Origin of the sequence: Sphingomicrobium arenosum (assembly GCF_026157085.1) — a bacterium.
Classification (GTDB): domain Bacteria; phylum Pseudomonadota; class Alphaproteobacteria; order Sphingomonadales; family Sphingomonadaceae; genus Sphingomicrobium; species Sphingomicrobium arenosum.
Genome location: NZ_JANPVN010000001.1, coordinates 270,585 through 284,931, shown reverse-complemented (window position 1 = coordinate 284,931; position 14,347 = coordinate 270,585). Strand labels below are relative to the sequence as shown.

The following is a 14,347-nucleotide window of genomic DNA, read 5'->3' as shown; positions in this document are numbered from 1 at the left end:
CTTACGCCTTTTCCTTCTTGCCCTTGGCAGGCTTGTCACCCTTGGTGCCTTCGAGTTCCTCGACCGACACCGGGCCCTTGCCGGCGCGAACCTGACGCGCGAAGATGTCGCGGATCTGGCCGAGCGAGAAGAGGTGCGCGATGACGATCGGCAGCATGCCGTTCTGGTTCATCTTGCGCAGCTGGTCGCCCTTCAGTTCACGGAACTTGGCTTCGTCGATCATCTTGAAACCGCGATAGAGATAGGGCTTGTCCATGCCATCGGGCTGGATCGCCACTTCGCCGTCCATGAGGATGTCGAGCTTCTTGAGTTCTTCGACGAAGGCGCCGGTGCGCTGCGCCGAGGTTTCGAACTGCTCGCAGAACTTGAGGATGTCCTGGGTGCGCTGCGAGGGCGCATCGCCGTCGAACAGGGCATCGCCTTCCTTCTCGTCGAGCACGCCCGAGGTCGGGTCGATGCACAGCGAGAGCTCTTCCGAATCCTTGCGCAGGCGGGCGAGCATGAAGGGATAGCGGCGCAGGTAGGCCGGCAGGTATACCTTGTTGTCGACGAGATTGCCTTCGTCGTCGAAGAAGGCGTTGGCGCCTTCGTTGAGGCCCATCAGCGCGATCGGCAGCATGTTCTCGCCGGTGGTGAAGACGATCGGGAAATGGCGCTGGAGCAGCGGGATTTCCTCGACGGTCACCGGAACCGCGTGCATCTTCGCAGCGAACGGCATCTTGTCGAAGGTCTTGACCTTCATCTTGCCATGCTTGTCCTTGGTAATCGGCTCGAGGTCGTTGTACATGACCGGCAGAACCGACTTGGGCGCTTCAGTCGCCATTTCCAAAATCTCCTGGAAGTGTTGTTCGGCAAGCCACGGTTGAACGCCCCCGGCCCGCCGTTGGGGTAAATGTCGCGAGTGCCATCTAGAGACTCTTGCGACAGGGTGCAAGCAGCGCCATGCACAGGGAAAAATCAAAAATTCATTTACGGTTCAATTGCCAAGTGGCAATCGCACGAGCCAATGAGAGCGAGCCAATGATCCTAAGCGCGATGGCAGCGCTGCTGCTCGGCACCGCCGACCAGCCCGAGCGAATGCTGCGCCGCGCGCCCGAAACGGCGCCGCGGGTGCGCCGCGTGGTCATCCGCAACCAGCTGGTTATTCGCGTGCCGATCCGCCCCAAAAGGTCGGAGCCGCTGCAATTTTCGGTCGAGCGCGGGCCGCGTTGTTTCGATAGCGCACGGATCGCCGGGGCCCGGCTCGTCGGACCGCGCAGCATCGATTTCCTGCTCGAGGACAACAGCCGCATGCGGGTAACGATGGATGCGCGCTGCCCGAGCCTCGATTTTTACGGCGGTTTCTACGTCCAGCCCGACGACGAGCGTTTGTGCGCGCGGCGCGACGTCATTCGCACGCGGATGGGCGGCTCGTGCCGGATCGAGCGGTTCCAGCGGTTGCGCCCCGTCGCAGGGCAAACCGCCTCCCAGAACGACTGAACCGAGGTCAAATCTTGACCTTTGCCCTATTTGCGGGCAAGGCGCGCGGGCAGGTTCTCGCCTGCTTCTTGCTTTGATTTTTTCCGGATATTTTCATGGGTTTTGCCGAACTCGGCCTTTCTGACGAACTTTTGCGCGCGGTCGAGGACAGCGGCTATACCGACCCGACCCCGATCCAGGCCAAGGCGATCCCGCCCACTCTTATGGGCAAGGACCTCATCGGCATTGCGCAGACCGGGACGGGCAAGACGGCGAGCTTCGTTCTCCCCATGATCGATGTTTTGGCGCAGGGACGCAGCCGCGCGCGCATGCCGCGCAGCCTGATCCTCTGCCCGACCCGCGAACTGGCGCAGCAGGTCAGCGAGAATTTCGAAAAATACGGCAAGTATCACAATCTCTCGATGGTGCTGCTCATCGGCGGGGTGCAGATGGGCGACCAGGTCAAGGCGCTCGACGGCGGCGTCGACGTGCTGATCGCGACGCCAGGCCGCCTGCTCGACCTTTTCGAGCGCGGCAAGATCCTGCTGACCGCCTGCGACCTGCTCGTCATCGACGAGGCCGACCGCATGCTCGACATGGGGTTCATACCCGATATCGAGAGCATCTGCCTCAAGCTGCCCAAGGAGCGTCAGACGCTCCTGTTTTCGGCGACCATGCCACCGCCGATCAAGAAGCTGGCCGATCGCTTCCTGACCGATCCCAAGACGGTCGAGGTGGCGCGCGCGGCGACCACCAACAAGAATATTGAACAGATCGTCGTGCCGGTGACGCCGCGCGACAAGCGCGCGGCGCTGCGCGAGATCCTGCGTCTACCCCAAACCGAAACGGCCATCGTCTTTTCCAATCGCAAGACAACCGTGCGCGACTTGGCGACCGATTTGCAGCGCTCGGGCTTCAATGTCGGCCAGATCCAAGGCGACATGGACCAGGCCAATCGCATCGCCGAACTCGACCGTTTCAAGAATGGCGAGATCAACGTGCTGGTGGCGAGCGACGTAGCGGCGCGCGGGCTCGACGTGAAGGGCGTGTCCACGGTCGTCAATTTCGACGTCCCCTTCCATCCCGACGATTATGTCCACCGCATCGGGCGCACCGGGCGCGCGGGCGCGACGGGCGTGGCCTACTCGCTAGTGACGCCGGCGGACGAGGAATTGATCGAGACGATCGAGAAGCTGACCAAGCATAAGATCAAGCGTGTCGGCGGTTCGGCTGCGGCGGCGAAGGTCAAGGCTCAAGCCGACAAGAAGCCGAAGCGCAAGCCTGAGCCGGAGCCTGAGCAGCACGATGCGCAGGTCGAAGATGATGCGCCCAAGCGGTCGCGCCGCAAGAAGGCCGAGAAGGATGCGCCCCGCGCGGAGAAGCCCAAGGGGCGCGGCAAGGCCAAGCGCGACGCAAATGACGATGCGGACGATGCATCGCTCTCGCCTTCGAACAGCGTGGTGCCGACCTATAATAATGACTGGAACGGGCCCCTGCCCGACTTCCTGCACGTCGGCACGAAGGGCTAGGCCACTCGCCGTTTCCGGCTAGCGCGTACGCTGGTCGGGGCGTTCCCAATAGTCGGGCGCATATTCGAACAGGCACAGTTCCGCCGAGGTCGCCGGCCCCTGGTCGGCGCGGTCGATGACGCGCGCGGTGGGGCCGTAGCCGGGTTGGTCGACGATGGCGGTTTCGCACGGGCCGCCGGTAAGCGCGATCAGCATGGGCTGGCCACTGCCCTGGAGCGGCAGGTCGGCGACGCCGTCGAGGAAGGTGAGATAGGTCACCGCGCCGGGAAAGAGTTCGACTTGCTCGCCATGCTCGGCGATCCAGCGCGCGGCGGCGGCTTCGCCGTTACGGCTGTGCGGATAAGCGGCGATGGTGGCGAGCCCGAGGATGAGATGGAAGGCGAGCAGCGCATAGCCAAGCAGTGCGGTGCGGCCATCGGGACGCGCCGCGACGAGCGCCCCCAAGGTCAGCGCGGCGAGCGCACCCGCGCTCATGAACATTCGTGCCTTCGGATCGACCGCGAGGCCCCAGGTGAGGAGGATGATGAAGAGTCCGGTACCGAGCGCGGCGCGGGCGAGGATGGTGCGTGTCTCGGGCGACAGGCGACGGCGCAACAGCAGGGTGCCGAACAAGGCGGCGATGAGGAGTGGCCCGAGCCGCTGGCCCGCCAGCACGTTGAGCCATCCGTCGATGGGCCAGAACAGCTCGATCCCCATCTCGCGGCGCCAGGCGGCGATATAGGCCGGATTGAACAGCGGCGAGGCGCTGGTGTCGAACCCTTCGGGCAATTCGGTCGAGGGAATGCCGGTGTGTGACAGCGCCAGTGTGTAGCGACCGAGCGGATCGCCGGTGGCGATGGCATAGGCTGTCATTTCTGCGCCGAGAACGGCGACGAGGCCGCCGATGGCCCAGAGGAGCGGTTTGCGGCGCTCCTTGTCGAGGAACAGCCAGGCGAGCGCGCTGACCCCGAGGAAGAGGATCGAGGTGTTGCGGGTGGCGACTGCCAGTGCGGCGAGCATGCCACCGACAAACGCCCAGCGCGCCGAGCCGCGGCGATAGGCGATCGTGGCGGCGGTCAGTGCGAGCAGCTGGAAGGCGAGCTCGGTCACGTTGGGATTGGGGGTCAGCGCGAAGGTCGCGACGATGGGTGTTGCGGCGATAGCGACGAGCGCGGCGACGCCCGCGCGCCAACCGAACCAACGCGTGCCAAGAGCGGCGATGCCGACGAGGAGGAGACCGAAGCTGAGGCTCGATCCGACGGCGACGCTGGCGCGGCTGTCACCGAAAAGGGCGAGCGCGGCGGCAACGGGAGCGATGACCGGCCAGCGGGTCTGCCAATGATCGGTCGGGAGGCAGGGCCCGCCTGCCTCTACCCAGCAGCGCGCGGCGGCGAGATAATGCTCATCGTCAGCGCCCGAGCCGACATAGCCGACCGGGTTGAGCCACAGGCAGAACAGCGCAAACAAACTCGCGAGCGCAAAGGCGATGCGTTGCTGGCGGGCGTCGGCGGCCGGGCGGGTGACGTTGTCCATCTTCATCCCCGCCTTGGTGGCGCCAACAGGGTAAAGGCAGCGTTAAATGTCGCGCGCACGATAGCGGACAAGCGCGGCATCGGCATGGGCATCGAAGCGCCCTTCGGCAATCGCCTCGCGCATCATCCGCATCCAATCCTGATAGAAATGGAGATTGTGCCCGGTCATCAACTGCGCGCCGAGAATCTCGCCCGAGCGGACGAGATGGTGGACGTAAGCGCGGCTGAAGTCGCTGCAGGTCGGGCAGGCACATTCGCTGTCGAGCGGGGCTTCGTCCTCGGCGAATTTGGCGTTGCGGATGTTGATCGGTCCATCGCGTGTGAAGGCCTGACCCGTGCGGCCCGAGCGAGAAGGCAGGACACAATCGAACATGTCCACGCCGCGGCGCACTGCCTCGATGAGGTCGTCGGGCTTGCCGACGCCCATGAGGTAGCGCGGCTTGTCCTGCGGGAGCATGGGGGCGGCGAAGTCGAGGGTTTCGCACATCTTCTCATGACCCTCGCCAACCGCGAGGCCGCCGACGGCATAACCATCGAAGCCGATCTCGAGCAGCTTGTCGGTCGAAATGCGCCGCAGATCCTCGTAAATCGAGCCCTGCTGGATACCGAAAAGCGCCGAGCGGCTGGCATGCGCTTCGCCGCTGTCGAAGCCGTCGCGGCTGCGTTTGGCCCAGCGCATCGACATGAGCATCGACTTTTCCGCGACCTCGTGAGTGGCGGGATAGGGTGTGCATTCATCGAAGGCCATGACGATGTCGGAGCCCAACTTGCGCTGGATCGCCATCGATTCCTCGGGGGTGATCATGTGGCGCGAGCCGTCGAGGTGCGACTTGAAGGCAACGCCGTCCTCGGTGATCTTGCGAAGGTCGCCGAGGCTCATCACCTGATAGCCCCCGCTGTCGGTGAGGATCGGCTTGTCCCAGTTCATGAACTTGTGGAGCCCGCCCAATCGCTCCATCCGGTCGGCGCCGGGGCGGAGCATCAGGTGATAGGTATTGCCGAGGAGGATGTCGGCCCCGGTGGCGGCAACCTCGTGCGGGCGCATGGCCTTCACCGTGGCGGCAGTGCCCACGGGCATGAAGGCGGGGGTCTGGATGACGCCGCGCTGCATGGTGATGGCGCCGCGGCGGGCAGCGCCGTCGGTCGCGGAAATTTCGAAGGAAAAGCGTGACATGGCCGCGCCCTTAGCGGGGAAGTCGGCGCGTTTCCACTATTAGCGGAAGGACCTCGCCATCGGGCGCTCGGAAAAGGCATCTCGCCGCGCCTGCCGGAACGAGGCAAGTCGTCGGCTCGTTTCAGGGGCATAACGTAAAAAGAGGAGCGAGACACATGGGACTGTTCGACATTTTCAAGAAGGATGACGGCAAGGAACTGTTCGACGAGGCGTCGGATGCCGAAGTGAAGGCCGAGAGCATCCGCCGCGAAATCGAGCGCATGGGGCTCGAAGGCGACATCAAGGTTCGCGTGGAGGGCGACCGGGTGAAGATTTCGGGCAAAGTGCCGGACCAGGCGACCAAGGAAAAGCTGCTGGCGATCGCCGGCAATACCAAGCACATTTCGGGTGTCGACGATGACGAGCTTGCCGCAACGCGCGGCGGGACGGCTGCCAATTGGCACCGCGTCGAAAGCGGCGACACGCTGTCGAAGATCGCCAAGGAGGAATATGGCGACGCCAATGCCTATATGCGCATCTTCGAGGCGAACAAGCCGATGCTCGAGGATCCGGACAAGATCTATCCGGGGCAGGTCCTGCGCATCCCGCAGGAGGAAGGCGCCCTCGCCTAACCCCTACCCTTCAGGCAGCAGCAGTGAGCTGTCGCCGTAGGAATAGAACCGATAGCCGCCTGCGATCGCATGATCGTAGGCGGCTTTCATTGTCGGCAGCCCCATCAGCGCGCTGACGAGCATGAAGAGGGTCGACTTGGGGAGGTGAAAGTTGGTCATGAGGCCGCCGACTGCGCGGAACTTGTAGCCCGGCGTGATGAAGATCGACGTGTCGGCGGCGAACGGGTGGATGACGCCATCTTCGTCGGCGGCGCTTTCGAGGAGGCGCAGCGCCGTGGTGCCGACGGCGATGAGCCGCCCTCCCCGTGTCCGCACCGCGTTGAGGCGGGCGGCGGTCTCGGCATCGATGCGGCCGAATTCGGCGTGCATCTGATGATCGTCGGTATCGTCGACCTTGACCGGCAGGAAGGTGCCTGCGCCGACATGGAGGGTGAGGGTTTCGCGGCCGATACCTGCGGCGTCGATCTTCTCGATGAGGCGGTCGGTGAAGTGCAAGGAGGCGGTCGGCGCGGCGACGGCGCCCTCCTCTCTCGCGAACATGGTCTGGTAATCCTCGGCGTCAGCCTCGTCCACGCCGCGCTTGGAGGCAATATAGGGCGGGAGCGGCATGGTGCCGGCGCGGGTGAGGAGCAGTTCGACCGGCTCCTCGCCCTCGAAGCTGAGGAGGATGCTTCCGTCGGCGGCGCGATCCGAAGCGATAGCGGTGACGCCCTGGCCGAAGTCAATGCGGTCGCCCTCGCGCACGCGCTTGGCGTTGCGGATAAAGGCGCGCCAATCGCGCGTGCCTTCACGCTTGTGCAGGGTCGCGCCAACCTTGGCCTCCCCACGCCGGCCCTCGAGCTGCGCGGGGATGACCTTGGTATCGTTGAAGACAAGGCAGTCTTCGGGACGCAGCAGATCGGGGAGGTCGAGCACGGCCTTGTCGGCGATCCGATCGCCATGGACGAACAGCATCCGGGCCGCATCGCGCGGGCGCACGGGGCGCAGCGCGATACGGTCTTGCGGAAGCTCGAAGTCGAAGGCGTCGACTTTCATCGCGGTCCTAGCCCTCGGGCTGTTCGACGGTCTCGGCGGTGGTGGCGGCGACGGCCGGCGTAGCGGGCAGCGAGCCGCCGATACGCGCGGTGACGATCTTGGTCGGGTTGGCCGGAGGCTCGCCCTGGTTGATGGCGTCGACCGTGTTCATGCCGCGCTTCACGCGCCCGACGACGGTGTAATTCTCGTCGAGGCGGAAGTTGGGGGCGAGCATGATGTAGAACTGGCTGTTGGCGCTATTCTCGTCATTGGCGCGGGCCATGGCGAAGACGCCGCGAAGGTGAGGCAGGGTAGAAAATTCGGCCGGCAGATCGGGAAGTTCCGAACCGCCCTGACCGTTGCCCAAGGGGTCGCCGCCCTGCGCCATGAAGCCGGGAATGACACGGTGGAAGGTCAGGCCGTCATAGAAGCCCTGGCTGGCAAGCGTCTGGATGCGAAAGACATGCTGCGGCGCGGCATCGGGGCGCAACTGGATCTCGATGATGCCGCCATTGTCGAGCGTAAAGGTCAGCGTGTTGGCCGGATCCTGCGCGACCTCGGTAGGCACCCGGCCGTGGCTGAGCTCGGGGACATAGGCGCGAATCTTGCTGCGGTCACGATCCTGCGCCGTGCCTGGCGCGGCGATCATCGAAAGCGCGGCGAGGCCGATGGTAACTTTACCGATAGTTTTGAACATCTTATTCCTTCCTCCCCAAGAATCATGCGCTGTCTAGCGAGACGATCCGGATTTGGGAAGTGTCGTTAAAGGGTGGAGCGTGAACCGCGGCTTAGCGAACCGTTTCGGCGGCGACCTTTTGCGCGACGCGCGCGGCGACAGGCGGGGTCACGAACTTGTCGATTGGGCCTCCATAGCGGGCGATCTCCTTGACCAGCCGTGAAGCGATCGGTTGCAAAGAGACGTCGGCCATCAGGAAGACCGTCTCGATCTCGTCGTTCAGCTGCTGGTTCATGCCCGCCATCTGATACTCATATTCGAAGTCGGCCACGGCGCGCAGCCCGCGCACGATCATCGCGGCATTCTGGCTGGCGGCGAAATCCATGAGGAGCGAATTGAAGGTGACGACGGAGGCGCCATCGACGTCGGCAATCGCTTCCTCGACCATGGCGACGCGTTCCTCGAGGCTGAACATCGGCGACTTCGCTGGATTGGTGGTCACACCGATCACCAGCCGGTCGACCAGCCGCGCCCCGCGCCGAATAATGTCGAGATGACCCAAGGTGATGGGGTCGAAGGTGCCGGGATAGACGCCGATGCGCATGACTAGCGGTCCCTCTCGATCGAATAGCGGGCGATGGCGCGCAAAAGGTCGGCTTCCTCGCCGTGGTGGGCGAGATGTTCGATGGCCTGGTCGACGAGCAGTTGCGCCTGTTCGCGGGCGCGGTCCTCGCCCATCAGGCTGACGAAGGTGGCCTTGCCGGCGTCTTCGTCCTTGTGGAGGCGCTTGCCGGCCTTTTCCTCGTCGCCGCCGACGTCGAGGAGATCGTCGGCGATCTGGAAGGCGAGGCCGACGTTGCGGGCGTAGCCGCGATAGGGCGTGCGGTCCTGCGCGTCCTTTTTCGCCATGATGCAGGCGGCCTCGATGCAATATTCGATGAGCGCGCCGGTCTTCAATTGCTGGAGGCGAGTGATGTCGTCGAGGTCGAGGTCACCGACCTTTTCGGCCTCAAGGTCCATCACCTGCCCGCCCGCCATACCCGAGGGGCCGGCGGCGCGAGCGAGTTCGGCGATGAGGTCGCAGCGCACTTTCGCGTCGGCATGGGTCGCCTCGTCGGCGAGGATGCCGAAGGCGAGGTCGTGAAGGCTGTCGCCAGCGAGAACGGCGATGGCCTCGTCATAGGCCTTGTGGAGCGTGGGCTTGCCGCGGCGAAGGTCGTCATCGTCCATGCACGGCAGGTCGTCGTGGATGAGCGAATAGACGTGGATCGCCTCGATGGCCGCGCCGACGCGAAGCGCGCGTTCGGTGTCAATATCGAAGAGGCGGGCGGCGGCGCGCACGAGCAAGGGGCGCATGCGCTTGCCGCCGTCGATCGCGGCATGACACATCGCTTCGTAGAGCGGGTCGCGGGCATCGCCGGGACTGGCGAGCAATTCCTTGAACAACTCGTCGATGGCGGCGGCGGTATACCCCGCTTCCTCAAGCAGGCTGGCGGTCGGCTGCACCATCGGTTCAGCCGGCATCGAAAGGCTCGGTGCCCGAGGGGGCGTTTCCGCCCTCGCCGCCGGTGATCTTCTCGATCCGCACGCGGGCATCGTCGAGCCGGGCCTGGCAATGCTTTTTCAACTCCTCGCCGCGCTGAAAAAGGGCGATCGAAGCATCGAGCTTCTCATCGCCACTCTCCAGCCGGCGCACGATCGCCTCGAGTTCCTCGAGCGCGTCTTCGAAGGCCATGTCGGCCACCGGCGTGTGGGTCGGTTCGGTCATGCTAGCGACCATGGCGCGTCAGCGAGCCGCAATCAACGGGCGAAAGGATCCTTGATGCCCGGGACGATCTCGGGACGGGTGTCCTCGCCCTCTTCCTCGGCCTTGAGCGCGGCTTCGGCATCGGCGGCAGCCTGTTCGCGTTCCTTGCGCAGCTCGTTGATGAGCGCGTCGCGGTCATGCGCGAGATTGACGTCGGTGACCTCGGCGGCGGTGCCCGCTTCCTTCTGCGCCTTGGCGACGGCGGCATCGAGTTCGCGCTGCGTCGTCAGGCCGAGCGTGACCGGATCCTTGGGCTGGATGTTGGCCATGTTCCAGTGGCTGCGGTCGCGGATGTTGCCGATGGTGTTGCGCGTGGTGCCGATCAGCTTGCTGATCTGCCCGTCGGTCACCTCGGGGTGGTTCTTGATGATCCAGGCGATGCCGTCGGGCTTGTCCTGCCGCTTGGACACGGGCGTGTAGCGCGGGCCCTTGGTGCGGGTCATGGGATCGGGGGCCTTGTGCATCTTGAGATCGTAATTCTCGTCGGCCTGGCCCTTCTCGATCTCCTCATGCGTGAGTTCGCCGGCGCGAACGGGGTCGCGGCCGGTGAGCTTGGTCGAAGCGGTCTCGTCGGCGATGGCCTGCACTTCGAGGACGTGAAGGCCGCAGAATTCGGCGATCTGGCGGAAGCTCAGCGATGAGTTGTCGACCAGCCAGCTGGCGGTGGCGCTGGGCATCAGGGGCTTGGGCTGTTCGGCCATTTTCGGCTCCTCAGAAATAGAAAGGGCCGCCCCTTTTCGGAGCGGCCGGTTATGTTGGGAAGCGATTTACGCCTTTCTTGCCGCTTGTTCAAGTCGGCTTGGATCAGGGGATCAATGCGATCTTGCCGACATGGTCGCCCGCCACCATTCGGGCGTGCGCGGCTTCGACCTCGGCGAGTGGGAAACGCTCGTCCATCACGGGCTTCAGCCGCCCTCCCTCGACGAAGGGCCAGGCGGTGCCGCGGAGTTCGTCGGCCACCATCGTCTTGAAGCGCAAGGAGCGCGCGCGCAGCGTCGAGCCGGTGAGCGTCAGGCGGCGGCGCATGAGCTGGACGATGGGGATGGTCGCCTCGGCCCCGCGCTGGAAGGCGATCGAGACGTGGCGCCCTTCCTCGGCCATGCAGGACAGATTGCGCGGGACATAGTCGCCGCCGACCATGTCGAGCACGATGTCGACGCCGCGACCCTCGGTGATGTCCTTCACCCGGTCGACGAAGTCTTCGGTCTTGTAGTTGATCGCGGCATGGGCGCCGACATCCAATGCCGCCTCGACCTTTTCCTCGCTGCCGCAAGTGACGATGATGGTGACGCCGTAGAGGCGGCACAGCAGGATCGCCATGGTACCGATGCCGCTGGTGCCGCCGTGGACGAGCGCGATGTCGCCCTCGGCGGCAAAACCGCGCTCGAACAGGTTGGTCCAAACGGTGAAGAGCGTCTCGGGCATGGCGGCGGCCTCTGCCATCGACAGCGTTTCGGGGACGGGGAGCGCGGTGCCTTCGGGGACGAGGCAATAGTCGGCATAGGCACCGCCCGCGACGAGGCCGCAGACGCGCGTGCCGAGCGCGGTCCCACAGCCCTCGCCGAGCGCCACGACCTCGCCCGCAAGTTCGAGGCCGAGCACGTCGGTAGCGCCTGGAGGCGGCGGGTAGACGCCTTTCACCTGTAGGAGGTCGGGGCGGTTGACGCCCGCGGCAGCGACCTTGACGAGCAATTCGCCGGTACCGGGGACGGGAAGCGGCCGTTCGACCAGCTCGAGCTGGCCCGGCTCGGGGCTGATCACGCAACGCATCGTCTCGGGCAGGTCACTCGCCATCGTCTCACCCCCAAAATGGCCTGAGTCGCCTTATTGACAGCGCATTCCGGCGGGTCAACGCTGGAGCCATGGATGAAGAAGACGATTTCAAGCCGGGCGAACCGATCGTCGAATTGGGGAAAGAGGATCTCGATCCCTATAGTGTCGAGGAACTGGACGCCCGCATTCGCCGCCTCCAGGCCGAGATCGACCGCGTGACGAGCCACAAGGCAGGCAAGACGAGCCACATGTCGGCCGCCGACGCGTTGTTCAGGAAAGGTTGAAGCGCTGCCGAGCCTCTCGCTCTTGAACCCCTACCCCACCGTTCCGATGTTGATCGGGTAAGGAGATTGAATTCATGCCCAGTTTCGCCCGCGAACTCGAACAGACGCTGCACAACGCGCTTGGCGAGGCGAGCAAGCGCCGCCACGAATATGCGACGCTCGAGCATCTGCTCATCGCGCTCATCGACGACAATCATGCCGCCGCGGTGATGACCGCCTGCGGGGTGGATCGTGACGAGTTGCGCGCCACGGTGAAGCAATATCTCGACGCCGAACTGGGCGCGCTGGTTTCGGACAGCGCGACCGACCCCAATCCGACGAGCGGTTTCCAGCGCGTGGTCCAACGCGCGATCCTGCACGTGCAAAGCTCGGGCCGCGATGAAGTAACCGGCGCCAACCTCCTCGTCGCGCTATTCTCCGAGCGCGAGAGCTATGCGGTCTATTTTCTCCAGCAGCAGGACATGAGCCGATTGGACGCGGTGACCTATATTAGCCATGGCGTTGGCAAGGGCGAGCCGTCCTCGAGCATCGAGCCCGAGGATGACAGCAATGACGGCCCGACCGAGACCAAGAGCTCGGGCGACAAGAAGGAAAGCGCGCTCCAGCAGTTCACCGTCGACCTCAACCAGAAGGCCAAGGACGGCAAGATCGACCCGCTGATCGGTCGCGGCGAGGAAGTCGACCGGACGATCCAGATCCTGTGTCGCCGGTCGAAGAACAACCCGCTTTATGTCGGCGATCCCGGTGTCGGCAAGACGGCGATTGCCGAAGGGCTGGCGCGCAAGATCGTGCATGGTGAAGTGCCCGAAGTCCTTGAGCCGGCCGTCATCTATGCGCTCGACATGGGCGCGCTACTTGCCGGCACGCGCTATCGCGGCGATTTCGAGGAGCGATTGAAGCAGGTCGTGAACGAACTCGAAAAGATGCCGCATGCGGTGCTCTTCATCGACGAGATTCACACGGTGATCGGCGCTGGCGCGACGAGCGGCGGGGCAATGGATGCCTCGAACCTGTTGAAACCGGCACTCTCGTCGGGGGCGATCCGCTGCATCGGCTCGACCACCTACAAGGAGTTCCGGAACCACTTCGAGAAGGACCGCGCGCTGCTGCGGCGCTTCCAGAAAATCGACGTCAACGAGCCGACGGTCGACGAGACGATCCAGATCCTGATGGGCCTCAAGGAGAATTTCGAGGAGCATCACGGCGTCAAATATACCGCCGATGCGATCAAGACGGCGGTCGAGCTGTCGAACCGCTACATCAACGACCGCAAGCTGCCCGACAAGGCGATCGACGTGGTCGACGAGGTGGGTGCGATGCAGATGCTCAAGCCCGAGAACAAGCGCAAGAAGACGATCAACGTCGCCGACATCGAGGCGGTGGTCGCGACCATGGCGCGCATCCCGCCGAAGAGCGTGTCGTCCGACGACAAGCGCGTTCTCGAAAACCTCGAGCAGGACCTGAAGCGTGTCGTCTTCGGACAGGATCTCGCCATCGAGAAGCTGTCCTCGGCGATCAAGCTCAGCCGCGCGGGTCTTCGCGATCCCGACAAGCCGATCGGCAACTATCTCTTCAGCGGCCCCACCGGCGTCGGCAAGACCGAGGTGGCGCGCCAGCTGTCGAGCATCCTCGGCATCCCGCTGCAGCGTTTTGACATGAGCGAATATATGGAGCGCCATGCGGTCAGCCGCCTCATCGGTGCGCCCCCGGGCTATGTCGGCTACGATCAGGGCGGGCTCTTGACCGACGCGGTCGACCAGAACCCGCACAGCGTGCTGCTCCTCGACGAAATCGAGAAGGCGCATCCCGACCTGTTCAACATCCTGTTGCAGGTGATGGACAACGGCAAGCTCACCGATCACCACGGCAAGACCGTCGATTTCCGCAACACGATCCTCATCATGACGACCAATGCGGGCGCCGCCGACATGGCCAAGGAATCGATCGGCTTCGGCAACCTGTCGCGCGAGGATGCGCAGGACGAGGCGGTGAAGAAGATGTTCACGCCCGAATTCCGCAATCGCCTCGATGCGGTGGTGCCGTTCGGCTATCTGCCGCCCGCCGTCGTGGCGCGCGTGGTCGACAAGTTCATCCTCCAGCTCGAAATGCAGCTGGAAGATCGCGGCGTCACCATCGAACTCGACAAGGATGCGCGCGAGTGGCTCACCGAGAAGGGCTATGACAAGCTTTATGGTGCCCGCCCGATGGCGCGTCTCATCCAGGAGAAGATCAAGCAGCCGCTCGCCGAAGAGCTGTTGTTCGGCAAGCTCGTGGATGGCGGCGAGGTCAAGGTGCATCTGAAGGATGGTGCGCCGAACTTCGAGATCGTGCCGACCCCGCCCAAGCCTAAGAAGAAGGCGGCGCCGAAGAAGAAAGCCGCCGCCAAGAAGGACGCGTCGGAAAAGAAGGAAGAGGGCAAGAGCGAGGGCTGAGCCCGGCATCGCGCCCGCCCCTAGCGCCCGACCGTGATCCATGCTTGTGTCGGCCCCCTGACAATCAGGGGGCCGACA

15 protein-coding genes are annotated in these 14,347 nt (G+C 64.4%); 5 read left to right on the top strand and 10 right to left on the bottom strand.

Annotation, left to right across the window (positions count from 1 at the left end; all coding sequences use genetic code 11):
- Position 1: 1 nt before the first annotated feature.
- On the bottom strand, positions 2-823 hold the full coding sequence (locus NUW51_RS01265) for a SapC family protein (RefSeq protein ID WP_265562004.1): 822 nt from the start codon (positions 821-823) through the stop codon (positions 2-4).
- A gap of 197 nt (positions 824-1,020) precedes the next feature.
- On the opposite strand from NUW51_RS01265, the gene NUW51_RS01260 reads away from it, so the two are divergent.
- Both NUW51_RS01260 and NUW51_RS01255 read left to right on the top strand, forming a co-directional pair.
- On the top strand, positions 1,021-1,479 hold the full coding sequence (locus NUW51_RS01260) for a hypothetical protein (RefSeq protein ID WP_265562002.1): 459 nt from the start codon (positions 1,021-1,023) through the stop codon (positions 1,477-1,479).
- 95 nt (positions 1,480-1,574) lie between these two features.
- On the top strand, positions 1,575-2,987 hold the full coding sequence (locus tag NUW51_RS01255; RefSeq protein WP_265562000.1) for a DEAD/DEAH box helicase: 1,413 nt from the start codon (positions 1,575-1,577) through the stop codon (positions 2,985-2,987).
- 18 nt (positions 2,988-3,005) lie between these two features.
- Here NUW51_RS01255 and NUW51_RS01250 read toward each other — a convergent pair whose 3' ends face one another.
- Entirely contained in the window at positions 3,006-4,505 is a 1,500-nt protein-coding gene (locus tag NUW51_RS01250; RefSeq protein WP_265561998.1) for a glycosyltransferase family 39 protein, read from the bottom strand.
- Positions 4,506-4,541: 36 nt separating this feature from the next.
- Positions 4,542-5,672 carry a tRNA guanosine(34) transglycosylase Tgt gene (tgt, locus tag NUW51_RS01245; RefSeq protein ID WP_265561997.1) on the bottom strand — a complete coding sequence of 377 codons (1,131 nt, stop codon included), beginning with the start codon at positions 5,670-5,672 and terminating at the stop codon, positions 4,542-4,544.
- A gap of 155 nt (positions 5,673-5,827) precedes the next feature.
- Here tgt and lysM point away from each other — a divergent pair, with 155 nt between their 5' ends.
- The gene (gene lysM, locus NUW51_RS01240; protein WP_265561995.1) at positions 5,828-6,283 is read left to right on the top strand and encodes a peptidoglycan-binding protein LysM; all 456 of its coding nucleotides are present in this window, start codon (positions 5,828-5,830) and stop codon (positions 6,281-6,283) included.
- 3 nt (positions 6,284-6,286) lie between these two features.
- Here lysM and queA read toward each other — a convergent pair whose 3' ends face one another.
- From queA to NUW51_RS01205, 7 genes are all read right to left on the bottom strand, one after another.
- Complete coding sequence (gene queA / locus NUW51_RS01235; protein WP_265561993.1) at positions 6,287-7,318, bottom strand: tRNA preQ1(34) S-adenosylmethionine ribosyltransferase-isomerase QueA; 1,032 nt, start codon at positions 7,316-7,318, stop codon at positions 6,287-6,289.
- 7 nt (positions 7,319-7,325) lie between these two features.
- Positions 7,326-7,994 (bottom strand): peptidylprolyl isomerase, encoded by a 669-nt coding sequence (locus NUW51_RS01230; RefSeq protein ID WP_265561991.1) that lies wholly within the window; start codon positions 7,992-7,994, stop codon positions 7,326-7,328.
- A 91-nt stretch (positions 7,995-8,085) separates the two neighbouring features.
- Positions 8,086-8,577 (bottom strand): pantetheine-phosphate adenylyltransferase, encoded by a 492-nt coding sequence (gene coaD, locus NUW51_RS01225; protein WP_265561989.1) that lies wholly within the window; start codon positions 8,575-8,577, stop codon positions 8,086-8,088.
- 2 nt (positions 8,578-8,579) lie between these two features.
- The gene (locus NUW51_RS01220) at positions 8,580-9,497 is read right to left on the bottom strand and encodes a polyprenyl synthetase family protein (RefSeq protein WP_265561988.1); all 918 of its coding nucleotides are present in this window, start codon (positions 9,495-9,497) and stop codon (positions 8,580-8,582) included.
- Positions 9,487-9,741, bottom strand: coding sequence for an exodeoxyribonuclease VII small subunit (locus NUW51_RS01215; protein ID WP_265561987.1), 255 nt, complete (start codon positions 9,739-9,741; stop codon positions 9,487-9,489). Before NUW51_RS01215 ends, NUW51_RS01220 begins: the two co-directional genes overlap by 11 nt.
- A gap of 32 nt (positions 9,742-9,773) precedes the next feature.
- Positions 9,774-10,481: a DUF1013 domain-containing protein gene (locus NUW51_RS01210; RefSeq protein WP_265561985.1), complete on the bottom strand. Its 708-nt coding sequence runs from the start codon at positions 10,479-10,481 to the stop codon at positions 9,774-9,776.
- A gap of 103 nt (positions 10,482-10,584) precedes the next feature.
- Positions 10,585-11,574, bottom strand: a complete 990-nt coding sequence (locus tag NUW51_RS01205) for an NAD(P)H-quinone oxidoreductase (protein ID WP_265561983.1) — start codon at positions 11,572-11,574, stop codon at positions 10,585-10,587.
- Positions 11,575-11,642: 68 nt separating this feature from the next.
- On the opposite strand from NUW51_RS01205, the gene NUW51_RS01200 reads away from it, so the two are divergent.
- Both NUW51_RS01200 and clpA read left to right on the top strand, forming a co-directional pair.
- A complete protein-coding gene (locus NUW51_RS01200) occupies positions 11,643-11,837 on the top strand; it encodes a DUF1192 domain-containing protein (protein ID WP_265561981.1) in 195 nt (64 codons plus the stop codon).
- Positions 11,838-11,911: 74 nt separating this feature from the next.
- Positions 11,912-14,269, top strand: coding sequence for an ATP-dependent Clp protease ATP-binding subunit ClpA (gene clpA, locus NUW51_RS01195; protein WP_265561979.1), 2,358 nt, complete (start codon positions 11,912-11,914; stop codon positions 14,267-14,269).
- Positions 14,270-14,347 lie beyond the last annotated feature (78 nt).

What these genes read in the sequence shown, in the direction of transcription:
- tgt (WP_265561997.1), bottom strand. Translation starts at nt 5,672, where the DNA reads ATGTCACGCTTTTCCTTCGAAATTTCCGCGACCGACGGCGCTGCCCGC.
- NUW51_RS01260 (WP_265562002.1), top strand. Translation starts at nt 1,021, where the DNA reads ATGATCCTAAGCGCGATGGCAGCGCTGCTGCTCGGCACCGCCGACCAG.
- NUW51_RS01205 (WP_265561983.1), bottom strand. Translation starts at nt 11,574, where the DNA reads ATGGCGAGTGACCTGCCCGAGACGATGCGTTGCGTGATCAGCCCCGAG.
- lysM (WP_265561995.1), top strand. Translation starts at nt 5,828, where the DNA reads ATGGGACTGTTCGACATTTTCAAGAAGGATGACGGCAAGGAACTGTTC.
- NUW51_RS01215 (WP_265561987.1), bottom strand. Translation starts at nt 9,741, where the DNA reads ATGACCGAACCGACCCACACGCCGGTGGCCGACATGGCCTTCGAAGAC.
- coaD (WP_265561989.1), bottom strand. Translation starts at nt 8,577, where the DNA reads ATGCGCATCGGCGTCTATCCCGGCACCTTCGACCCCATCACCTTGGGT.
- NUW51_RS01265 (WP_265562004.1), bottom strand. Translation starts at nt 823, where the DNA reads ATGGCGACTGAAGCGCCCAAGTCGGTTCTGCCGGTCATGTACAACGAC.
- NUW51_RS01230 (WP_265561991.1), bottom strand. Translation starts at nt 7,994, where the DNA reads ATGTTCAAAACTATCGGTAAAGTTACCATCGGCCTCGCCGCGCTTTCG.
- NUW51_RS01220 (WP_265561988.1), bottom strand. Translation starts at nt 9,497, where the DNA reads ATGCCGGCTGAACCGATGGTGCAGCCGACCGCCAGCCTGCTTGAGGAA.
- NUW51_RS01200 (WP_265561981.1), top strand. Translation starts at nt 11,643, where the DNA reads ATGGATGAAGAAGACGATTTCAAGCCGGGCGAACCGATCGTCGAATTG.
- clpA (WP_265561979.1), top strand. Translation starts at nt 11,912, where the DNA reads ATGCCCAGTTTCGCCCGCGAACTCGAACAGACGCTGCACAACGCGCTT.
- NUW51_RS01250 (WP_265561998.1), bottom strand. Translation starts at nt 4,505, where the DNA reads ATGAAGATGGACAACGTCACCCGCCCGGCCGCCGACGCCCGCCAGCAA.
- NUW51_RS01255 (WP_265562000.1), top strand. Translation starts at nt 1,575, where the DNA reads ATGGGTTTTGCCGAACTCGGCCTTTCTGACGAACTTTTGCGCGCGGTC.
- queA (WP_265561993.1), bottom strand. Translation starts at nt 7,318, where the DNA reads ATGAAAGTCGACGCCTTCGACTTCGAGCTTCCGCAAGACCGTATCGCG.
- NUW51_RS01210 (WP_265561985.1), bottom strand. Translation starts at nt 10,481, where the DNA reads ATGGCCGAACAGCCCAAGCCCCTGATGCCCAGCGCCACCGCCAGCTGG.